Source organism: Pseudomonas sp. S49 (assembly GCF_009866785.1).
In the GTDB taxonomy this organism is placed as follows: domain Bacteria; phylum Pseudomonadota; class Gammaproteobacteria; order Pseudomonadales; family Pseudomonadaceae; genus Aquipseudomonas.
Map to the genome: position 1 here is coordinate 6,523,455 of NZ_CP019432.1, position 20,640 is coordinate 6,544,094.

Here is a 20,640-nt window from a genome sequence, read left to right on the forward strand (position 1 = left end):
ATCTCCTTAGGTGACCTTCACTTGACCGCTGCCATCCAGGCGCGCGGAAAAACTGACCTGACGCTTGAACCCTTCAACTTCCAGCAGGCCTTCGATGCTGAAGGCGAGGCGAAGTTGATCGTGGTCACGCGGCAGGGAAATGACACGCACGTTGCTCAGGCGCGGCTCGTAGGCTTCGATGAAGTTTTCGATGGCCAGACGGGCCTGACTCAGGGAGTCGTGCAGGCTCAGACGCATGTCATTGAGATCGGGCAACCCGTAGTCGGCCAGCGTTTGCACGCTGCCGGCCCGGGTGCTGAGCATTTTGGCCAGATGGGCAGCCACTGACGCCATGGCACAAGCCTCAAGGCTGTTGCCCTTGCGTAGTTGTGCGTCGCCGTTGAGGCGTTCGAACAGGCTGCCGTATCCGTCCATGAGTCGCTCTTACTCTTTGTCCAGCTTGCCAACCAGCGACAGGGTGAAATCGGCACCCATGTACTTGAAGTGCGGACGCACGTTCAAGCTCACGCGGTACCAGCCCGGCTCGCCTTCAACGTCGCTGACGATCACTTGCGCAGCGCGCAGCGGACGACGGCCACGGACTTCGGCGCTCGGGTTTTCCTGGTCGGCAACGTACTGACGGATCCACTTGTTCAGTTCCAGCTCGAGGTCGGTACGTTCTTTCCACGAACCGAGTTGCTCGCGCTGCAGCACTTTCAAGTAGTGAGCCAGGCGGTTGACGATCATCATGTACGGCAGTTGGGTGCCGAGCTTGTAGTTCAGCTCTGCGGCCTTGCCTTCTGCGCTGATGCCGAAGAACTTCGGCTTCTGCACCGAACTCGCGGAGAAGAACGCCGCGTTATCGGAGCCTTTACGCATGGTCAGGGAGATGAAGCCTTCCTCGGCCAGTTCGTATTCACGACGGTCGGAAACCAGAACTTCAGTAGGAATCTTGGTTTCGATTTCGCCCATGCTTTCGAAATGGTGCAACGGCAGGTCTTCAACCGCGCCACCGCTCTGCGGGCCGATGATGTTCGGGCACCAGCGGAATTTGGCGAAGCTGTCGGTCAGCTTGGTGCCGAACGCGTAAGCGGTGTTGCCCCACAGGTAGTGCTCGTGGCTGTTGGCAACGGTTTCCTTGTACACGAACGATTTGACCGGGTTTTCTTCCGGATCGTACGGGTTACGCAGCAGGAAACGCGGCACGGTCAGGCCAACATAACGGGAGTCTTCCGAGGTACGGAAGCTCTGCCATTTGGCGAATTGCGGGCCTTCGAAGTGGTCTTTCAGATCTTTCAGATCCGGCAGGCCGGTGAAGCTTTCCAGACCGAAGAATTTCGGGCCGGCAGCAGCGATGAACGGCGCGTGCGACATGCACGAAACGCTGGCAACGTACTGCATCAGCTTGACGTCTGGCGAGCTCGGCGACATGTAGTAGTTAGCGATGATCGCGCCCACAGGCTGACCACCGAACTGGCCGTATTCAGCGGTGTAGATGTGCTTGTACAGGCCCGACTGCATGACTTCCGGCGAATCTTCGAAATCGTCCAGCAGGTCTTCTTTGGAGACGTTGAGGATTTCGATCTTGATGTTTTCGCGGAAGTTGGTGCGGTCGACCAGCAACTGCAGACCACGCCACGACGACTCCAGAGCCTGGAAGTCCGGGTGGTGCAGGATTTCGTCCATCTGACGGCTGAGCTTGGCATCGATCTCGGCGATCATGCGGTCAACCATGGCCTTCTTGACCGGCTCACCGTTGTTCTGCGGCTTGAGCAGTTCTTCGATGAACGCCGACACACCGCGCTTGGCGATGTCGTAGGCTTCGTCGTCCGGAGTCAGACGGGTTTCGGCGATGATGCTGTCGAGAATGCTGTACTCGCCGTTGCCGGCGCTCTTCTCTTGTGCTGCGCTAGTGCTCATTGTGTTGGCTTCCTTGGCTGGAGTCTCAGGCGTCCGGGGCTGCGGCGTTCAGGCCCAGCTCACCGAGTACGCGACCGCGGGATTCGTCGTCGGCGAGCACGCCTTCGATCGCTTTACGGAACGCAGGTGCGTTACCCAGCGGGCCTTTGAGGGCCACCAGCGCATCGCGCAGTTCCATCAGTTTTTTCAGCTCAGGCACTTGCTCGACCAGGCTGGCCGGGTTGAAGTCCTTCATCGAATTGACGCGCAGTTGCACAGCCAGCTCGTCGGCCTCGCCATCTTCCTGCAGACGGTTCGGCACGCTCAGCGTCAGACCCAGTTCTTGCTTGGCCAACACTTCGTCGAAGGTCATCTTGTCGATGCTGATCGGCTTGCGATCTTCGATTTTGCGATCGTCCTTGCGGTGGGTGTAGTCACCGATTGCCAGCAGCTTCAGCGGCAGTTCAATCTCTTCCTGAGCACCGCCGGTGGCGGGTTTGAAGGTGACGTTGATGCGTTCCTTGGGGGCTACCGAGCCTTCTTTGGCCATGGCTTTTCTCCTTGCGGTTGTGGCCCTGGGGCCTATTCGAGTACCACTTCGAGGTCGAGGTGGCACAGCCTGCGATAAATCTCTTCCTTGCGTTCACGTACGGCATGGTTCTGCGGCAACAATTCGCAGCAGCTATGCAGTAGATGCAGCACTTCCAATGCAAGATCGGGCTCCCAGGCGTGCAGGCCTGAGTCCTGTAATGTCTGATCGAGGGTTTCCAGCTGGTTCTTGGCCAGTTCGTATTTCTTGGCCATGAAGCACAGGCGCGCGAGGGCGAACTGCCAGAAGAAGCGTTCGCGACCGCCGTGGGCCGACTGCAAGCCTTGCTTGAGCGTCTGCACGGCAGGCTTCAGGCCTTCCTTGCGCAGCAGCGGCAGGACTTCTTCGAGGGCCTTTTCCCAGGCCGGCTGGGTTTCGACGTTTTCGCTTTCGACCTTGCGCGGCGCGCTGGCGCTTTGCAGGTGCGGCATGACGTTGGCGGCGATCCACGCGCGGGTGGACGGATCGGCAAACGGCGCGCCGTCATGGAAGCGCAACTCGACAATGCCGGGCAGCCGTTGAACCAAAAGCGCGAAGTGGATTTCCACTTCGCGCATTGCCAGCTCGGCGTTGAGGTTCTGGAGACATTCCCAGACCATCCTCTGGCCATCGAACCAGAACGGCGCCTTCGCCAGGCTCGCCTCCAGTTCCACCAGCAGGTCGGCGTATTTGCCCTGATCGAAACGGTCCTGATAGAGCTTGAGCTTTTCCAGCGGCAGGCCGCGCAGCACGGTGATCTGCTCGGCGTTGCGCTCCGGCACCGCGTCGATGGTCATCCACAGCAGCGTGCGGTTCAGGCGCAGGGCGCGCAGATCGGTGGCCTTCTGCTTGAGCCACCAGGCGCACAACGGCCGAGCGCTTTCCTGCTGGGCGCGCAGAGCTTTATGGGCGTCTCGTTCGTTGTCGATCGGTGCGCCGGGGGTGAGCAACTGGCTCGCCGCCTGCTTGACCTGCGCCACCGCGGCGCCCACAACGCCGGGGGCCGGCTGGTTGTCGGCCGCGCGCTGGATCATGGTTTTCAGGCGACGGGAGATCGGCAGCAGCAGCGGCGAATCATCGCCCAGGTGCTCAGCACACGCCGCTTCGAGCCCGGACAGGTGCTCGGAGAGCTGCCGGAACATCGGCAACTGCTCTTTGATCGCAATGTTTTCGGTGATGACCTGCTCGAGACGCGGCACCAGCCAGCCGATGGCGGCGGCACGGGTGCGGGGTTTGAGCGGGTGAACGTCGGCCCAGTTGTTTTCCGACAGATGGTGCAGCAGACCGAGGCCGGCCAGCAGACCAGGGAAGGATTCGCGCTGGTACAGCGACCAGGTCAGCCAAGCGCCGACACGCAGATCCTTGGATTGGGTACGCAGCAGATTTTCGCTGTTTTCGCGAATTTTCAGCCAGTCGATCTGCCCGCTTTCGTGCATCGACGAGGCTTTGGCCAGCTCGCTTTCCAGCGCCTCGAATTCGCTCGAAAAACGAACGTCTTCGCCCGCGAAATTCTCTTTGGAAACAGAGACTTTAGCGAGTTCGAGGTAATGGGCGGAAAGTTTGCTTGAGTAGGACATCCATGGCCTTTATTAAGGATTACAGTCAGGCGCCTATTGGAGTAACCGTGGCGCGGGACAGTATCGAAGAGCAGTGATGCGACTCATCCAATTGAGATGTGCTCTTTCAAGTGGGCGCATCGTAATCACTATGATGGCCACTAGCAAGCATCTGATTAAACAACAAGACGAAGTGTTCTTTGTTTGTTGTAGGAGGTTTCCCTATATTCAGTCAGGGAATCCCCGATGCTCTGTTTATATTCGCATACCCTTACAAACCGCCGGGAAAGCTTGATTTAGAGCGATCGTTCCAGTTGCCGTCGATCACCGCAAACCGGGGCAGGCGAGAATGGCGCGGAGCATGACGGGTTTTGAAAAAATCGGATGTAGGATGATTCCGAAAGACTTCGGTGTTGTTTCAACAAATCACCGCGAGACAACCAACAACTCAGAAAGTGCCATCAATATGATGGCTTTTATATATAGAGGATTGATTTAACTGTGAGGCTGATCGATAGCCAACAAATGCAATCAATTACTCGGCCTTTATTAAGGCTGTACGCCCGAATAAATAGGCAGGCATAAAAAATGGGCACCCGACCGCAATCGGTGTGCCCATTTTTTTCTGCGGTTCTCCCCGTTATTCGAGGAGTTCGCCGCAATTAAGGATTAACGCTGTCTTTCAACGACTTGCCTGGCTTGAACGCAACGGTGTTGCTGGCCTTGATTTTGACCGGCTCGCCGGTCTGCGGGTTTTTGCCGGTGCGGGCGCCGCGGTGGCGTTGCAGGAAGGTGCCGAAGCCGACCAGCGTCACGCTGTCCTTGCGGTGCAGAGCGCCGGTGATTTCTTCGAGAACGGCGTTGAGTACGCGGTTGGCCTGTTCTTTGGTCAGATCTGCTTTTTCAGCGATTGCAGCGGCGAGTTCTGGTTTACGCATTAGTGAAGCCCCTTTGACGGTTTTTTGTTGTTATGTCCGTGCTGTTCTCGTTGGAACAGCGCCCAAGGCGCCGCAGGCTCTACTCTGCGGCAGACGGGAGTGAGAATGGCACGCGGATACCGGCGGCGCCAGTCTCCCCGCGACCTTTGTAGGGGCAAAAGCGGGGTGATTCCGACAGAACGACCGGTATTTACGCCAGCAGGGCCGGAAGCTGTTTGTTCAGGGCGAGTTTTTCCATCACCGCGGCGCCGGTCAGCGCGTAGCCGAGCAATTGGCCGTCGGCGCTGTGGCACAGGGCTTTGATGTCGGCGCCCTGCCCTTCGACGGTCCACACCCCTTCGCTGCCCCGCGGCGGTGGCGATACGACCAGCGGGCAGACCGGGGTTTTCACAGTGATCGGCATCGGCCCGTAGCTCACGGCGGTCGGGTTACCGGCGAGGGTTTGTGCCAGTGCTCGCGCACAACTCATGAGGGGCATCACATACAGCAGATTCAGCCCGTCGACCTCGGCGCAGTCGCCCAAGGCGTAGATATTGGCGTGGGAGGTTTTCAGGTGCCGGTCGACCACCACGCCGCGGTTGACCTGTACGCCGGCAGCCGCCGCCAGATCGATACGTGGGCGCAGGCCGATGGCCGAGACCACCACGTCGCAAGGAATGACCTGGCCGTCGGACAGATGCGCTTCGAGGCCGTCGGCGACTTTCTGCAATCGGGTCAGTACCGGGCCGAGACGAAATTTCGCACCGAGGCTTTCCAGCCCGGCCTGCACCGCCGCCGCAGCGGCCGGGTGCAGCAACATCGGCATGACCTGTTCGCAGGGTGCAACCAGTTGCACTTCGTAGCCACCAAGGATCAGGTCGTTGGCGAATTCGCAGCCGATCAGGCCGGCGCCCAGCAGCAAGACGCGGCGCTTACCGGCCGCTGCCGCACGGAAACGTGCGTAGTCTTCGAGATCATTGATCGGGAATACCAGATCCGCGCCATCGCCTTCGATGGGCACGCGCACGGTTTCTGCGCCCCAAGCGAGAATCAGGTCACGGTAGGCCACCGCTTCTTCACCGATCCACAGACGCTTGTGGCCGGCATCGATGCCGCTGATGCGCGTATGAGTGCGCACCTCGGCTTTCAACTGCTCGGCCATCGCGCCCGGTTCAGCCATGCTCAGGCCGTCGGCATCTTTGTTCTTGCCGAAACCGGTGGAGAGCATCGGTTTGGAGTAAGAGCGCCCGTCATCGGCGGTGATCAGCAGCAGCGGGGTTTCGCTGTCGAGTTTGCGAAACTCGCGGGCCAGGTTGTAGCCCGCAAGGCCAGTGCCAATGATGACGACAGGTGCGCTCATGCCTTACTCCTTGCTTGTGCTTAGTTGATTTCGATCATTTCGAAGTCCATCTTGCCGACGCCGCAATCCGGGCACAGCCAGTCTTCCGGTACGTCCTGCCACAGGGTGCCCGGCGCAATGCCGTCATCCGGCCAGCCGTCGGCTTCGTTGTAGATCAAGCCACAGACGATGCATTGCCACTTTTTCATTCAGGTACTTCCTCAGGGTTCAGGCTTGGTGCCGGCGCGGACGGTCGATGGAGTTGCGCTGCCATCCGGCTCAGGGCGTTTTGTACTGATGGAGCCGGGCAGATGCAAGCCTGTTCGGCGCAATGGCGCCCCGGATCAATCAATAGCGCAGCTCGCCATGGTAAGCTCGCCGCCTCATTTGCGGCCAATAATGACTCATTGTGCAACATTCAAATGCCTGCCCGACCCCGCTCTGGCTGACCCAAAGCCGACTGACGCCCCTCCCCGATTCGTTGACCCTCGACTGGTTGTTCGACGAAGGCTCCCTCACCCGCCGACTGACCCGGTTGTCCAGCGATGGCTTCAGCGTCACGCCGTTGTTCGAAGGCTGGGACACCCTGCGCGCTGACGAATGTGCCGCGCTGGATCTGGCCGAAGGCAGTGAAGGCTGGGTGCGCGAGGTGTATTTGCGTGGCCACGGCGAGGCTTGGGTGTTTGCCCGCAGCGTCGCTTCGCGCGCCGCTTTGCAGGGCGACGGTTTGCACATGGACGAGTTGGGCAGTCGCTCGCTGGGCGAACTGCTGTTTTGCGATCAGGCGTTCCAGCGCCGCGCCCTCGAAGTTTGCCACTACCCTGAACAATGGCTGCCGCCAGCCGCGAAAGCGTCCGAGCTGTGGGGCCGTCGTTCGCGCTTTGATCGTGGCGCGCTGAGCGTCCTGGTTGCGGAAATCTTCCTGCCGAGCCTGTGGAATGCCGCCCGTGCCCATCCGGAGAACTGCTGATGTATCAGAGCCTGCTCAAGTCGCTGAATCGCTTGAACCCGCGTGCCTGGGATTTCATTCAGTTGACGCGGATGGACAAGCCGATCGGCATTTACCTGCTGCTATGGCCGACCCTATGGGCGTTGTGGATTGCCGGCAAGGGCTCGCCGTCGCTGGCCAATGTGGTGATTTTCGTCCTCGGCGTGGTGCTGACCCGCGCCGGCGGCTGCGTGATCAACGACTGGGCTGATCGCAAGGTCGACGGCCACGTCAAGCGCACCGCGCAACGGCCATTGGCTGCGGGCAGAATCAGCTCGAAAGAAGCGCTGGTGTTCTTCGCCCTGTTGATGGGCGTGAGTTTTCTGCTGGTGCTGTGCACCAACGCACCGACCATTTGGCTGTCGCTGGGCGGTTTGGCGCTGGCATTCACGTATCCGTTCATGAAGCGCTACACCTATTACCCGCAAGTGGTGCTGGGCGCGGCGTTCTCGTGGGGCATGCCGATGGCGTTCACGGCCGAGACCGGTGAGTTGCCGGCGGCAGCGTGGCTGCTGTGGATCGCCAACCTGCTGTGGACGGTGGGTTACGACACCTATTACGCGATGACCGATCGCGATGACGATTTGAAGATTGGTGTGAAGTCGACGGCGATTCTCTTCGGCGAGGCGGATCGGGTGATCATCCTGAGCTTGCAGGCGTTGTCGCTGGGGTGCCTGCTGCTGGCGGGGTCGAAATTCGAGTTGGGAATCTGGTTCCATCTTGGCTTGCTGGTGGCTGCTGGCTGTTATGCCTGGGAATTCTGGTACACCCGCGATCGTGACCGCATGCGTTGTTTCAAGGCGTTTTTGCACAACCACTGGGCTGGATTGGCGATTTTCGTCGGGATCGTGCTGGATTACGCATTGCGCTGATCCACACGAACTGTGGGAGCGAGCCTGCTCGCGAAGGCGTCGTGCCAGTCGACAAATAGGTTAACTGACACACCGCTTTCGCGAGCAGGCTCGCTCCCACAGGGGACTTGCGGTTACTTGTGCTCGTGCACCACGTGCCAGACGTCTTTCATCTTGTCGCCCGTCATATCTCCAGGCTTCTCATCCTTGACGAAGGTATACAGCGGCTTGCCGTCGTAGGCGTACTGCATCATGCCGTCATCACGCTTGATAACAGTCCATTTGCCTTCAGCCTTGGCCCCCGCCGGCGCCATCATCGGCGGCCAGTTCTTCGCGCAATCGCCGTTGCACATCGACTTGCCGCCAGCGTCCTTGTCGAACGTATAAACGGTCATGCCTTTGTGATCGACCATCATGCCGTCCTTCATCATGGCCGGCTCCGCGGCCATGGCAAATCCAGGCAGCGTCAGGGCCGCAGCCATCAGCAGTGCTTTGAAAGAAACAGTCATTTGAGTCATGGAAACCTTCTTTTGTGGTTGTCAGGATTCGGACTTAGAGCTTAGTTGAGGATTTGCACAATCGCTGCCGGACTAAAATACTGTCACACGACTGCAATAATTCCGTTATCTAATGCGGCGCAAGACAGTTAAATGACAAGAGGATTAAGGCATGGTTGGCAGGAGCATTCTGATCGTCGACGACGAAGCGCCCATTCGTGAAATGATCGCCGTTGCGTTGGAAATGGCCGGCTATGACTGCCTCGAGGCAGAGAACTCGCAGCAGGCCCACGCCATCATCGTCGACCGCAAGCCGGACCTGATCCTGCTCGACTGGATGCTGCCCGGCACCTCCGGTATCGAACTGGCCCGTCGCCTGAAGCGCGATGAACTGACCGGGGACATCCCGATCATCATGCTCACCGCCAAGGGCGAAGAGGACAACAAGATCCAGGGTCTGGAAGTCGGCGCCGACGACTACATCACCAAACCGTTTTCCCCGCGTGAACTGGTCGCCCGTCTCAAAGCCGTGCTGCGCCGCGCCGGTCCGACCGACGGCGAAGCGCCGATCGAAGTTGGCGGCCTGCTGCTCGACCCGATCAGCCACCGCGTGACCATCGACGGCAAACCCGCCGAGATGGGCCCGACCGAATACCGTCTGCTGCAATTCTTCATGACCCACCAGGAGCGCGCCTACACCCGTGGCCAGTTGCTGGATCAGGTCTGGGGCGGCAACGTCTACGTTGAAGAACGCACCGTCGACGTGCACATCCGCCGCCTGCGCAAGGCCCTCGGCGACGCCTACGAAAATCTGGTACAAACCGTGCGCGGCACCGGCTACCGGTTTTCCACCAAGGCATAAAAAAGCAGCGGCAAGCTTCTAGCTACAAGCGGCAAGTAAAAGCCGATCCGCTTTAACTTGAAGCTTGTGGCTTGAAACTCGAAGCTGCGTTAAGGACGCTCCGTGAATCAAAACTGGCATGGCACCCTGATTCGCCACATGCTGCTGCTGGTCACCGCCTGCCTGGTGATCGGCCTGATCACCGGCTATTACGGCTGGAGCCTCGCGGCGGGTCTGGGGATTTATCTGGGCTGGACGCTCAAGCAATTGCTGCGGCTGCACGAGTGGCTGCGCCAGCACCAACCCGATGAAGCACCGCCCGACGGCTATGGGCTGTGGGGCGAGGTGTTCGACAGCATCTACCACCTGCAACGCCGTGATCAACGCGTACGCGGGCGCCTGCAAGCGGTGATCGACCGGGTGCAGGAATCCACCGCCGCGCTGAAAGACGCGGTGATCATGCTCGACAGTGACGGCAACCTGGAATGGTGGAACCGCGCCGCCGAAACCCTGCTCGGCCTCAAGACCCCGCAGGACAGTGGCCAACCGGTGACCAACCTCGTGCGCCATCCGCGCTTCAAGGAATACTTCGAGCAGGACAGCTACGCCGAGCCGCTGGAAATCCCCTCGCCAACCAACGATCGCGTGCGCATTCAGCTGTACCTGACCCGCTACGGCAACAATGAACACCTGATGCTGGTGCGCGACGTCACGCGTATCCATCAGCTGGAACAGATGCGCAAAGACTTCATCGCCAACGTCTCCCACGAATTGCGCACGCCGCTGACGGTGATCTGCGGCTATCTGGAAACCCTGCTCGACAACGTCGAAGAAGTGAACCCGCGCTGGAGCCGTGCCCTGCAGCAGATGCAACAACAGGGCGGACGCATGCAGACGCTGCTCAACGATTTGTTGTTGCTGGCGAAACTCGAAGCCACCGATTACCCGTCGGACAACCAGCCGGTGCAGGTCGACACCCTGCTGCAATCGATCAAGAGCGATGCGCAGCAATTGTCCGGCGCGAAGAACCAGCGCATCAGCCTCGAAGCCGATGCCAGCCTGTTGCTCAAGGGCAGCGAAGCGGAGTTGCGCAGCGCGTTTTCCAATCTGGTGTTCAACGCGGTGAAGTACACCCCGGCCGAGGGCAACATCCGCATTCGCTGGTGGGGTGACGATCAGGGCGCGCACCTGAGCGTGCAGGATTCCGGGATCGGCATCGACAGCAAACACTTGCCGCGCCTGACCGAACGCTTCTACCGCGTCGACTCCAGCCGCAACTCCAACACTGGCGGCACTGGCCTGGGCCTGGCCATCGTCAAGCACGTGTTGCTGCGCCACCGCGCACGCATGGAGATCAGCAGCGTGCCCGGTCACGGCAGCACGTTCACCTGCCATTTCGCCCCGGCTCAGGTGGCCCAGGCGCGGGCGATCAGCGCCGCTGAGTAATGTCGCACTAGGCAATCGCCAGGTCAGCCGCTACATTGGCTGACTTGTGCCTACCTTTCAGGCGCGACTTTTCTCTCTTTTGAATCACACGGAACCCGCAAAACTCCATCATGGACCCTTCCCCTGGCTTGTCCCTCGCTACAATTTTCGCCGACTTCGGCATGATCCTTTTCGCTCTGATCCTGGTTTTGCTCAACGGCTTTTTCGTTGCGGCGGAATTCGCCATGGTCAAACTGCGCTCGACCCGGGTCGAGGCCATCGCTGAACAGAACGGCTGGCGCGGACACATCCTGCGCACCGTACACAGTCAACTCGATGCGTACCTCTCGGCCTGTCAGCTGGGTATTACCCTCGCCTCGCTTGGCCTCGGCTGGGTCGGTGAGCCGGCGTTCGCACACATCCTCGAACCGCTGCTGAGCGCGGTCGGCGTGCAGTCGCCGGAGATCGTCAAAGGTGTGTCGTTCTTCACCGCGTTCTTCATCATTTCGTACCTGCACATCGTGGTCGGCGAACTGGCCCCGAAATCCTGGGCGATCCGTAAACCCGAGCTGCTGTCGCTGTGGACGGCGGTGCCGCTGTACCTGTTCTACTGGGCGATGTACCCGGCGATCTACCTGCTCAACGCCAGCGCCAACGCGATTCTGCGTATCGCCGGTCAGGGCGAACCCGGCCCGCACCACGAACACCATTACAGCCGCGAAGAACTGAAACTGATCCTGCACTCCAGCCGTGGCCAGGATCCGAGCGATCAGGGCATGCGTGTATTAGCGTCGGCGGTGGAAATGGGCGAGCTGGAAGTGGTCGACTGGGCCAACTCCCGCGAAGACCTGATCACGCTGGAATTCAACGCACCGCTGAAAGAAATCCTGGCGATGTTCCGTCGCCACAAGTTCAGCCGTTATCCGGTGTACGACAGCGAGCGTCAGGAGTTCGTCGGCCTGCTGCACATCAAGGATCTGCTGCTGGAACTGGCGGCGCTGGACCACATTCCCGAGTCGTTCAACCTGGCTGAACTGACCCGCCCGCTGGAGCGCGTGTCACGGCACATGCCGCTGTCGCAGTTGCTGGAGCAGTTCCGCAAGGGCGGCTCGCACTTCGCCGTGGTCGAGGAGGCTGACGGCAACATCATCGGCTACCTGACCATGGAAGACGTGCTGGAAGTGCTGGTCGGCGACATTCAGGACGAACACCGCAAGGCTGAGCGCGGGATCCTCGCCTATCAGCCGGGCAAGCTCTTGGTGCGTGGTGACACGCCGCTGTTCAAGGTGGAACGCCTGCTGGGCATCGACCTTGATCACATCGAAGCGGAAACCCTCGCCGGGCTGGTCTACGAAACCCTGAAACGGGTGCCGGAAGAGGAAGAAGTGCTGGAAGTCGAAGGCCTGCGGATCATCATCAAGAAGATGAAAGGGCCGAAGATTGTGCTGGCCAAGGTGTTGATGCTGGATTGATGGGCTGATCCGGCACCGCGCCGATTCCTTCGCGAGCAGGCTCGCTCCCACAGTTGAAATGCATTCCAGGGTGGGAGCGAGCCTGCTCGCGAAGGCGTCAGATCAGATACCTCATCACTGTTTGCCCAACGCAAAGTTGGGCAACGCCCCCAGCGGCTGGTTGAACTGATACGGAATCGACACCAACCCATCCCCCGTATTGCGCTGCACAACAAAGTGCAAATGCGGGCCGCTGCTGTTGCCAGTGTTGCCTGACAGCGCCAACGGACTGCCCACCGTCACCCTTTGCCCCTCGCGCACGCTCACCGAACCTTGTTTGAGGTGCAGGTACACGCCCATGGTGCCGTCGTCGTGTAGCACCCGCACGAAATTGCCGGAAGCATCATTACCGCGCCCGCTCTGGGAATTCTCGGTCTTCACCACCACCCCGGCCCGCGCGGCAATGATCGGCGTGCCGACCGGCATGGCGATGTCCATCGCGTACTTGTTCTTCGGCCCGTAGTGGCTGTATTGGCCGTTGGCGCCCTGACTCAGGCGAAACGGCCCACCGCGCCATGGCAGCGGATAACGATAGCCCTGTGCGGTTCCAGCGGGGTCACCGAGGGAATAGTGAAATTGCGGCGTGTACACCAGCGGCTGCTTGCCGGACACCGCCGTCAGCAATGCCAACCGCGTATTGCTGCGCGCCGGCAGCACCCGGCGGATGGTTTGTGCCGGCGCGCCGCGCACATTGCTCATCCCGGTGAACGCCAGCGCCACCTCGACCGGCGCATACAGATCGTTGCGCACGAAGACCACATCGGCACCCTTCTGCTTTTTGATGTCGAGGTACACCTGACGCTCCAGGCGCTCGACCATGCGGTCCTGAAAAACGAACACCTGCGCGCCTTTGCTCGGCCGGTCACTGTACGAGACCACGCCGTTGGCATCGGTGGATTTGTAAATGGTCATGGCCACAGCCGAGGTGGAGGCCATGAAGAGACCACAGAAAAACAGCAGGCGCGCGAGCATGGGCAAGAGTCTGTCGAAAGGAAGGCCTGGAAATGAGCCTAGCAGGTGAAGCAGACCAGGCTAGTCGACAGATGTTTCAAATTGGCCAGTCTGGAAAATGTAAGTCGTAAGTGATGGCCCCTTCGCGAGCAGGCTCGCTCCCACATTTGGAATGCATTCCAGGGTGGGAGCGAGCCTGCTCGCGATAGCGGACTGTCAGGCGACGAAGATCACGCGCCCGGAACGAAGTGCTTCTGCGCCGTGCCGCGTGCGATCAGGCGGGAGATGTAGTCGAGCTTCTGAGCGTCCTGATCGACGAAACGGAAGGTCAGTTGCAGCCAGTCGCTGTCCGGTTTCGGCTCAAACGCGACAACCGCGTGCAGGTAGCCGTTGAGGCGGGCAATCTCAGCGTTGTCGCCCTGCTCCAGATCGAGCACGGCGCTGTCGAGGATCTGCGGCAGGGTGTCGGTGCGTTTCACCACCAACAACGCTTCCTTGATGCTCAGGGCCTTGATCACGCATTGCTGAGTACCGCTTGGCAGACGCAATTGGCCTTGGCCGCGACCGCTGGCCGGTGCCGACGCGGCGGCGGGTGCCTTGACCGGAGGGCTGTTGAGCAATCCACGGGATGGCGCAGCAGCGGGCGCTGGCGCGGCAGCAACCGGTTTGGCAAACGGGTTGACCGCCGCCGCTGCCGGAGCGCCGCCGACCACGGCAGGCTTGCCGCCGGTCAAGGCGCTCAGGGAATCGTTGCCGAACGCCGAGTTCATCTTGGTCGGCGCGCTGTTCATCAGGGTGTCGAGTTTGCCGACCTTGTTCAGCGCCTGCTTGACCTTGGTCAGCAGTTGCTCGTTGGTGAACGGCTTGCTGACGTAGCCGGAAACACCGGCCTGAATCGCCTGCACGACGTTTTCCTTGTCGCCACGGCTGGTGACCATGACGAACGGCATGGTCTTGAGGTTGTCTTGCTCGCGGCACCAGGTCAGCAGCTCGAGACCGGACATTTCCGGCATTTCCCAGTCGCACAGGACCAGGTCGAACGCTTCTCTGGCCAGCATGGCCTGAGCCTTTTTACCGTTGACGGCGTCCTCGGTGCGGATCCCCGGGAAGTAATTACGCAGGCACTTTTTCACCAGGTCACGAATGAACGAAGCATCGTCCACGACCAACACACTGATCTTGCTCATCCAACACCCCTATTAAAATCCCGGCAAGCATAACGCTGGCTGATGGCACATCGCCAAAACTCTTCAGTCACGCCGGGACTTTTCGTTCGCGGGTGCTGCTTTTTAATTCGATCTGCCTTGTGAAAAGCACAAACAAAAACGCCCGGCCAAAGGGCCGGGCGCTTTTCTCAGGCAATCTTACTTATCGTCAGCATTGCCCGGAACATTAGCGGTTTCGCCGCTTGTACCCTCAACTTCTTCCTTCATGCGCTTGAGGCCCATGTGGCGCACGTCGGTGCCGCGCACCAGGTAAATGACCAATTCGGAGATATTGCGCGCGTGGTCGCCGATGCGCTCCAGCGAACGCAGCACCCAGATGATGCTCAAGACCCGCGAAATAGAGCGCGGGTCTTCCATCATGTAGGTCGCCAGCTCGCGCAGCGCGGTCTTGTATTCGCGGTCGATGATCTTGTCGTACTGCGCCACCGACAACGCCAGATCGGCGTCGAAACGGGCAAACGCGTCCAGCGCATCACGGACCATGTTGCGTACCTGGTCGCCGATGTGGCGAACCTCGACGTAACCGCGCGGCGCTTCGCCTTCTTCGCACAGCTGAATCGCACGACGAGCGATCTTGGTCGCCTCGTCACCGATGCGCTCAAGGTCGATCACCGACTTGGAAATGCTGATGATCAAACGCAGGTCGGACGCCGCCGGTTGACGACGGGCAAGAATGCGCAGGCATTCTTCGTCGATGTTGCGTTCCATCTGGTTGATCTGGTCGTCGATCTCGCGCACCTGCTGAGCCAGGCCGGAGTCGGCCTCGATCAGCGCGGTCACCGCGTCGTTGACCTGCTTCTCGACCAGCCCGCCCATGGCCAGGAGGTGGCTGCGCACTTCCTCAAGCTCAGCGTTGAACTGCGCGGAGATGTGGTGGGTAAGACCTTCTTTGGAAATCATGCATTCGCTCCGAAAAAGCGTTTAACCAAGAGCTGCTAGCTACAAGCTGCAAGCTGTTATGTGGTGATCCATGCCGCTTCGCTTCTAACTTGCCGCTTGAAGCTTGCCGCTCGCAGCCGCTTCAATCAGCCATAACGACCGGTGATGTAGTCTTCGGTCTGCTTCTTCGCCGGATTGGTGAACAGGGTATCGGTGTCGCCGAATTCCACCAGTTTGCCCATGTACATGAACGCCGTGTAGTCGGACACCCGCGCGGCCTGTTGCATGTTGTGGGTCACGATGACGATGGTGAACTTGGACTTCAGCTCGTAGATCAGCTCTTCGACTTTCAGCGTCGAGATCGGGTCGAGGGCCGAGCACGGCTCGTCGAGCAGCAGCACTTCCGGCTCAACCGCGATGGTACGGGCGATGACCAGACGCTGTTGCTGACCACCGGACAGGCCGAGTGCCGATTCATGCAGACGGTCTTTGACTTCGTCCCACAGCGCCGCGCCTTTCAACGCCCACTCGACCGCTTCGTCGAGGATGCGCTTCTTGTTGATGCCCTGAATGCGCAGGCCGTAAACCACGTTTTCGTAGATGGTTTTCGGGAACGGGTTGGGCTTCTGGAACACCATGCCGACACGACGACGCAGCTCCGCAACGTCTTCGCCTTTGCGATAGATGTTGTTGCCGTAGAGGTTGATCGCGCCTTCTACGCGGCAGCCGTCAACCAGATCGTTCATGCGATTGAAGGTGCGCAGCAGCGTCGACTTACCGCAGCCGGACGGACCGATGAAGGCGGTCACGCGCTGCTTCGGGATGTTCATGCTGACGTCGAACAGTGCTTGTTTCTCGCCGTAGTACAGGCTCAGGCCTGGTACTTCGATGGCAACGGTTTCCTGCTCGAGACTGAGGCTTTGCTTGTCGCGGCCCAGGGCAGACATGTTGATGCCGTGGGTGTGTGTTTCGTGCTGCATGGGAGGCTCCCTGTGCTAACAAATTCGGTTCGGTTTTTGTGGGAGCCAGCCTGCTGGCGATTCAGGCGCTGCGGTTTGTCTATGAAACCGCGGTGATGCCTTCGCGAGCAGGCTCGCTCCCACATAAAAATCAGTGCTGCAAAATCAGCTATCCAGTGCTTTGTATTTTTCGCGCAGGTGGTTGCGGATATACACCGCCGACAGGTTCAACGTGGCGATTACCAGCACCAGCAACAGCGCCGTGGCGTACACCAGCGGACGCGCCGCCTCGACGTTCGGGCTCTGGAAGCCGACGTCATAGATGTGGAAGCCCAAGTGCATGATCTTCTGATCCAGGTGCAGGTACGGGTAGTTGCCGTCCACCGGCAGCGACGGCGCCAGTTTCACCACACCCACCAGCATCAGCGGCGCCACTTCACCGGCGGCGCGAGCCACGGCGAGGATCATGCCGGTCATCATTGCCGGGCTGGCCATCGGAATGACAATCTTCCAAAGGGTTTCAGCCTTGGTCGCGCCGAGGGCCAACGAGCCTTCACGCACGGTACGTGGAATACGCGCCAGACCTTCCTCGGTCGCCACAATCACCACCGGCACCGCCAGCAGTGCCAGGGTCAGCGATGCCCAAAGCAGACCCGGTGTACCGAAGGTCGGCGCCGGCAGTGCTTCGGGGAAGAACAAACGGTCGACCGAACCACCGAGTACATAAACGAAGAAGCCCAGACCGAACACGCCGTAAACGATCGCCGGAACGCCAGCGAGGTTGTTCACCGCGATACGGATGATCCGCGTCAGGGTGTTCTGCTTGGCGTATTCCCGCAGGTACACCGCCGCCAGCACGCCGAACGGGGTGACGATCATCGCCATGATCAACGTCATCATCACGGTGCCGAAGATCGCCGGGAAAATCCCGCCTTCGGTGTTCGCTTCACGCGGGTCGTCCGACAGGAATTCCCAGATCTTGCTGAAGTAGAAGCCGACCTTGGTGAAGGTGCTCATCGCGTTCGGCTGGTAGGCGTGAACCACTTTGCCCAGACCGATTTCGATCTCTTTGCCGTTGGCATCACGAGCGGTCAAGGCATCGCGATTGAACTGCGCATGCAGATCGGCCAGGCGCGCTTCGATGTCCTGATAACGCGCATTCAGCTCGGCACGCTCGGACTCCATGTCCGCTTGCGCGGTAGCGTCGAGCTTGCCTTCCAGTTCCAGTTTGCGACCGTGCAGACGGATGCGCTCCAGACCTGCGTTGATCGCACCGATGTCAGTCTTTTCCAGCGACTTCAGTTGTGCCGCCAGACCGTTCACACGGTTGATTCGCGCCTGCAGCTCAGGCCACGCGGCCTCGCCCTCGGCGATGACTTTGCCATCCTGTTTGACGTTGACCAGGTAGCCGTAGAAATTGCCCCACTCGCGACGCTCGATCGCCATCAGTTCTGGCGGCGTGGTCTGGTTGGTCAGCCACTCGCCGACGATCCAGGTGAAGTCGTTGCCGTTCAGATCACGGTTGCCGACCTTGATCAGCTCGCGGGTCATGAATTCCGGGCCTTCATCGGGCACCGGCAAACCGGCGCTCTTCAGACGGGCGCGAGGCACTTCTTCTTTCTGTACCACTTCACCGATGACCAGGTGATTGGCCTGGCCCGGTACGTCGTAATGGGCGTGGACCAGGTCCGCCGGCCAGAAGTGACCCAGACCGCGCACGGCAATCACGGCCAGCAGGCCAATGGTCATGATGACCGCGATGGACACCGCGCCACCGCTGATCCAGACGCCCGGGGCGCCGCTCTTGAACCATCCTTTCAGGGAGTTCTGTTTCACAGACTTCTACCTTTGCTTAAAGCGACGAGTATTTCTTGCGCAGACGCTGACGAATCAGTTCTGCCAGGGTGTTCATGACGAAGGTGAACAACAGCAGCACCAATGCCGAGAGGAACAGCACGCGGTAGTGGCTGCCGCCGACTTCCGACTCGGGCATTTCCACCGCGACGTTGGCAGCCAGGGTGCGCAGGCCTTCGAACAGGTTCATTTCCATGACCGGGGTGTTACCGGTGGCCATCAGCACGATCATGGTTTCACCGACTGCACGGCCCATGCCGATCATCAGCGCCGAGAAAATCCCCGGGCTGGCGGTCAGGATCACTACGCGAGTCATGGTCTGCCAAGGCGTAGCACCGAGGGCCAGCGAGCCAAGGGTCAGGCCGCGCGGCACACTGAACACGGCGTCTTCAGCGATCGAATAGATGTTCGGGATCACCGCAAAGCCCATGGCCAGACCGACCACCAGAGCGTTGCGCTGGTCGTAGGTGATGCCGAGGTCGTGGGAGATCCACATGCGCATGTCACCGCCGAAGAACCAGTTCTCCATGAACGGGCTCATGTACAGCGACAGCCAGCCCACGAACAGAATCACCGGAATCAGCAGCGCACTTTCCCAGCCATCCGGGACTTTCAGGCGGATCGATTCAGGCAGACGACTGAAGGTGAAACCGGCGACCAGGATGCCGATCGGCAACAACATCAGCAGGCTGAAGATGCCCGGCAGATGTCCTTCGACATACGGCGCGAGGAACAGGCCGGCGAAGAAACCGAGGATCACCGTCGGCATCGCTTCCATCAGCTCGATCACCGGTTTGACCTTGCGGCGCATGCCCGGGGCCATGAAGTAGGCGGTGTAGATTGCCGCAGCGACGGCCAGCGGTGCCGCCAGCAGCATCGCGTAGAACGCGGCTTTCAGGGTGCCGAAGGTCAGTGGCGACAGGCTCAGTTTCGGTTCGAAATCGGTGTTGGCGGCGGTCGATTGCCAGACGTATTTAGGCTCGTCGTAGTTCTCGTACCAGACCTTGCTCCACAGCGCGCTCCACGAGACTTCCGGGTGCGGGTTGTCGAGCAGCAACGGTTGCAGCTTGCCGCCGGCTTCGACGATCACGCGGTTGGCGCGTGGCGACAGACCGAACAGGCCTTGGCCTTCAACCACCTGATCGACCAGCAAGGTGCGGTGCGCGGTGCTGTGGAACACGCCGAGCTTGCCGCTGGCATCCAGCGCGAGAAAGCCTTTGCGACGCTCTTCAGCGCTGATTTCAACGATTGGCGTGGTGCCCATCTGGAAGGTGCGGATCTGCTTCAGGCGCAGCTCGCCATCGGTGTCGCGGGCCATGAACCATTGGGCCAGACCACCCTTGGAGTCGCCGACGATCAGCGAGATACCACCGACCAGTTGCGTGGTCGCGGTGACTTCAGCATCAGCGTTTTCCAGCAGTTTGTAGCGACCGTTGAGGCTCTTGTCGCGCAGGCTGAACACATCGGCCTGAGCGCGACCGTTGACCACGTACAGCCACTGCTGGCGTGGGTCGACGAAGATGTTTTTCACCGGCTCAGTCATTTGCGGCAGATCGATACGCTTCTGCTCGTTGGTGACTTCGCCAGTCATCATGTTTTCTTCGCTGGTCAGCGACAGCACATTGAGTTGCGAACCGGTCGAACCGACCAGCATCAGGGTCGTGTCGGAGGCGTTGAGGCTGACATGCTCAAGCGCACCGCCGGCTTCGTTAAGCGCGATCGGTGCCTCGCCGTACGGATACTCGATGGCCGGGCTGATGGTTTTCTTGCCATCGGGGTAGCTGACTTTATAGGTGTGGCGGAACACCAGCGCCTGACCATTGGACAGGCCCACGGCCACCAGCGGATGGCCCGGCTGGTCTTCACCAATCGAGGTTACGGTGGCGCCGGCAGGCACCGGCAGATCGACGCGCTTCAGCTCAGCGCCACTGTCGATATCAAAGAACAATGCCTGGCCCTTGTCGGAAACACGCATGGCCACCTGATTCTGCTCTTCGAGCGAAATCATCAGCGGCTTGCCGGCGTCCTGCATCCAGGCTGGGGTGATCGAGTCTTTCGCGGTCAGGTCGGCACCCTGGAACAGCGGCGCAACCACGTAGGCGAGGAAGAAGAAGATCAGGGTGATGGCTGCCAGTACCGCGAGACCGCCAACGAGGACGTACCAGCGGGTGAAGCGATCCTTGAGCGCGCGAATGCGGCGCTTGCGTTGCAGCTCAGGCGTATTGAAATCAATGCGCTTGGGAGGATTAGTAGTCATTTGGGAATTGGCCAGATCATTCATGCGCTCACCCTAGCGATCCTGTATGACAGAAAGATGACAATGCAGTGACGCAGCAAATCCACCGCCAGCGGGACTGGCAGAGGATCAAAAATTTGAGGTGTGTAAAAGGCCGGTCTGCG

19 protein-coding genes are annotated in these 20,640 nt (G+C 60.1%); 5 read left to right on the forward strand and 14 right to left on the reverse strand.

The features are described 5' to 3' along the window. Positions 1–6: 6 nt before the first annotated feature. The 7 genes from tssE to PspS49_RS29070 form a co-directional block, all read right to left on the reverse strand. A complete protein-coding gene (tssE, locus tag PspS49_RS29040; protein ID WP_007920274.1) occupies positions 7–414 on the reverse strand; it encodes a type VI secretion system baseplate subunit TssE in 408 nt (135 codons plus the stop codon). Between the two features lie 9 nt (positions 415–423). After that, positions 424–1,899, reverse strand: a complete 1,476-nt coding sequence (gene tssC, locus PspS49_RS29045) for a type VI secretion system contractile sheath large subunit (protein ID WP_007920272.1) — start codon at positions 1,897–1,899, stop codon at positions 424–426. A gap of 25 nt (positions 1,900–1,924) precedes the next feature. Beyond that, positions 1,925–2,428 carry a type VI secretion system contractile sheath small subunit gene (gene tssB, locus PspS49_RS29050; protein WP_003229587.1) on the reverse strand — a complete coding sequence of 168 codons (504 nt, stop codon included), beginning with the start codon at positions 2,426–2,428 and terminating at the stop codon, positions 1,925–1,927. A 32-nt stretch (positions 2,429–2,460) separates the two neighbouring features. Next, positions 2,461–4,023, reverse strand: a complete 1,563-nt coding sequence (tssA, locus tag PspS49_RS29055) for a type VI secretion system protein TssA (protein WP_007920270.1) — start codon at positions 4,021–4,023, stop codon at positions 2,461–2,463. Between the two features lie 641 nt (positions 4,024–4,664). Further along, positions 4,665–4,940 carry an HU family DNA-binding protein gene (locus PspS49_RS29060; protein WP_003213368.1) on the reverse strand — a complete coding sequence of 92 codons (276 nt, stop codon included), beginning with the start codon at positions 4,938–4,940 and terminating at the stop codon, positions 4,665–4,667. 190 nt (positions 4,941–5,130) lie between these two features. Continuing rightward, complete coding sequence (locus tag PspS49_RS29065; RefSeq protein ID WP_160042372.1) at positions 5,131–6,279, reverse strand: FAD-dependent oxidoreductase; 1,149 nt, start codon at positions 6,277–6,279, stop codon at positions 5,131–5,133. Positions 6,280–6,299: 20 nt separating this feature from the next. After that, positions 6,300–6,467: a rubredoxin gene (locus PspS49_RS29070; RefSeq protein ID WP_003437744.1), complete on the reverse strand. Its 168-nt coding sequence runs from the start codon at positions 6,465–6,467 to the stop codon at positions 6,300–6,302. A 200-nt stretch (positions 6,468–6,667) separates the two neighbouring features. Between PspS49_RS29070 and PspS49_RS29075 the strand changes: the two genes are divergently transcribed. Further along, positions 6,668–7,228 carry a chorismate lyase gene (locus PspS49_RS29075; RefSeq protein WP_160042374.1) on the forward strand — a complete coding sequence of 187 codons (561 nt, stop codon included), beginning with the start codon at positions 6,668–6,670 and terminating at the stop codon, positions 7,226–7,228. Then, on the forward strand, positions 7,228–8,118 hold the full coding sequence (gene ubiA / locus PspS49_RS29080; RefSeq protein WP_127930263.1) for a 4-hydroxybenzoate octaprenyltransferase: 891 nt from the start codon (positions 7,228–7,230) through the stop codon (positions 8,116–8,118). The genes PspS49_RS29075 and ubiA overlap by 1 nt, the downstream gene beginning before the upstream one ends. A gap of 113 nt (positions 8,119–8,231) precedes the next feature. On the opposite strand, the gene PspS49_RS29085 is transcribed toward ubiA, so the two are convergent. Further along, positions 8,232–8,615 carry a hypothetical protein gene (locus PspS49_RS29085; RefSeq protein WP_160042376.1) on the reverse strand — a complete coding sequence of 128 codons (384 nt, stop codon included), beginning with the start codon at positions 8,613–8,615 and terminating at the stop codon, positions 8,232–8,234. Between the two features lie 151 nt (positions 8,616–8,766). Here PspS49_RS29085 and phoB point away from each other — a divergent pair, with 151 nt between their 5' ends. From phoB to PspS49_RS29100, 3 genes are all read left to right on the forward strand, one after another. Beyond that, complete coding sequence (gene phoB, locus PspS49_RS29090; protein WP_007896474.1) at positions 8,767–9,456, forward strand: phosphate regulon transcriptional regulator PhoB; 690 nt, start codon at positions 8,767–8,769, stop codon at positions 9,454–9,456. 138 nt (positions 9,457–9,594) lie between these two features. Continuing rightward, complete coding sequence (gene phoR, locus PspS49_RS29095) at positions 9,595–10,881, forward strand: phosphate regulon sensor histidine kinase PhoR (RefSeq protein ID WP_238786360.1); 1,287 nt, start codon at positions 9,595–9,597, stop codon at positions 10,879–10,881. Positions 10,882–10,991: 110 nt separating this feature from the next. Beyond that, positions 10,992–12,332 carry a hemolysin family protein gene (locus PspS49_RS29100; RefSeq protein WP_095119766.1) on the forward strand — a complete coding sequence of 447 codons (1,341 nt, stop codon included), beginning with the start codon at positions 10,992–10,994 and terminating at the stop codon, positions 12,330–12,332. A gap of 114 nt (positions 12,333–12,446) precedes the next feature. Here the strand turns inward: PspS49_RS29100 and PspS49_RS29105 are convergent, their stop codons facing one another. The 6 genes from PspS49_RS29105 to PspS49_RS29130 form a co-directional block, all read right to left on the reverse strand. Next, entirely contained in the window at positions 12,447–13,343 is an 897-nt protein-coding gene (locus PspS49_RS29105; protein ID WP_127930266.1) for a M23 family metallopeptidase, read from the reverse strand. Between the two features lie 209 nt (positions 13,344–13,552). Continuing rightward, positions 13,553–14,509: a response regulator gene (locus PspS49_RS29110; RefSeq protein WP_095119764.1), complete on the reverse strand. Its 957-nt coding sequence runs from the start codon at positions 14,507–14,509 to the stop codon at positions 13,553–13,555. 177 nt (positions 14,510–14,686) lie between these two features. Next, on the reverse strand, positions 14,687–15,448 hold the full coding sequence (gene phoU, locus PspS49_RS29115; protein WP_016985766.1) for a phosphate signaling complex protein PhoU: 762 nt from the start codon (positions 15,446–15,448) through the stop codon (positions 14,687–14,689). A 125-nt stretch (positions 15,449–15,573) separates the two neighbouring features. Beyond that, positions 15,574–16,407, reverse strand: a complete 834-nt coding sequence (pstB, locus tag PspS49_RS29120) for a phosphate ABC transporter ATP-binding protein PstB (protein WP_016985765.1) — start codon at positions 16,405–16,407, stop codon at positions 15,574–15,576. A gap of 144 nt (positions 16,408–16,551) precedes the next feature. Then, positions 16,552–18,222 (reverse strand): phosphate ABC transporter permease PstA, encoded by a 1,671-nt coding sequence (pstA, locus tag PspS49_RS29125; RefSeq protein ID WP_007920248.1) that lies wholly within the window; start codon positions 18,220–18,222, stop codon positions 16,552–16,554. 16 nt (positions 18,223–18,238) lie between these two features. Further along, a complete protein-coding gene (locus tag PspS49_RS29130) occupies positions 18,239–20,272 on the reverse strand; it encodes an ABC transporter permease subunit (protein WP_174245149.1) in 2,034 nt (677 codons plus the stop codon). Positions 20,273–20,640 lie beyond the last annotated feature (368 nt).

What these genes read in the sequence shown, in the direction of transcription:
- tssE (WP_007920274.1), bottom strand. Translation starts at nt 414, where the DNA reads ATGGACGGATACGGCAGCCTGTTCGAACGCCTCAACGGCGACGCACAA.
- tssC (WP_007920272.1), bottom strand. Translation starts at nt 1,899, where the DNA reads ATGAGCACTAGCGCAGCACAAGAGAAGAGCGCCGGCAACGGCGAGTAC.
- tssB (WP_003229587.1), bottom strand. Translation starts at nt 2,428, where the DNA reads ATGGCCAAAGAAGGCTCGGTAGCCCCCAAGGAACGCATCAACGTCACC.
- tssA (WP_007920270.1), bottom strand. Translation starts at nt 4,023, where the DNA reads ATGTCCTACTCAAGCAAACTTTCCGCCCATTACCTCGAACTCGCTAAA.
- PspS49_RS29060 (WP_003213368.1), bottom strand. Translation starts at nt 4,940, where the DNA reads ATGCGTAAACCAGAACTCGCCGCTGCAATCGCTGAAAAAGCAGATCTG.
- PspS49_RS29065 (WP_160042372.1), bottom strand. Translation starts at nt 6,279, where the DNA reads ATGAGCGCACCTGTCGTCATCATTGGCACTGGCCTTGCGGGCTACAAC.
- PspS49_RS29070 (WP_003437744.1), bottom strand. Translation starts at nt 6,467, where the DNA reads ATGAAAAAGTGGCAATGCATCGTCTGTGGCTTGATCTACAACGAAGCC.
- ubiA (WP_127930263.1), top strand. Translation starts at nt 7,228, where the DNA reads ATGTATCAGAGCCTGCTCAAGTCGCTGAATCGCTTGAACCCGCGTGCC.
- PspS49_RS29085 (WP_160042376.1), bottom strand. Translation starts at nt 8,615, where the DNA reads ATGACTCAAATGACTGTTTCTTTCAAAGCACTGCTGATGGCTGCGGCC.
- phoB (WP_007896474.1), top strand. Translation starts at nt 8,767, where the DNA reads ATGGTTGGCAGGAGCATTCTGATCGTCGACGACGAAGCGCCCATTCGT.
- phoR (WP_238786360.1), top strand. Translation starts at nt 9,595, where the DNA reads ATGCTGCTGCTGGTCACCGCCTGCCTGGTGATCGGCCTGATCACCGGC.
- PspS49_RS29100 (WP_095119766.1), top strand. Translation starts at nt 10,992, where the DNA reads ATGGACCCTTCCCCTGGCTTGTCCCTCGCTACAATTTTCGCCGACTTC.
- PspS49_RS29105 (WP_127930266.1), bottom strand. Translation starts at nt 13,343, where the DNA reads ATGCTCGCGCGCCTGCTGTTTTTCTGTGGTCTCTTCATGGCCTCCACC.
- PspS49_RS29110 (WP_095119764.1), bottom strand. Translation starts at nt 14,509, where the DNA reads ATGAGCAAGATCAGTGTGTTGGTCGTGGACGATGCTTCGTTCATTCGT.
- phoU (WP_016985766.1), bottom strand. Translation starts at nt 15,448, where the DNA reads ATGATTTCCAAAGAAGGTCTTACCCACCACATCTCCGCGCAGTTCAAC.
- pstB (WP_016985765.1), bottom strand. Translation starts at nt 16,407, where the DNA reads ATGCAGCACGAAACACACACCCACGGCATCAACATGTCTGCCCTGGGC.
- PspS49_RS29130 (WP_174245149.1), bottom strand. Translation starts at nt 20,272, where the DNA reads ATGCAGGACGCCGGCAAGCCGCTGATGATTTCGCTCGAAGAGCAGAAT.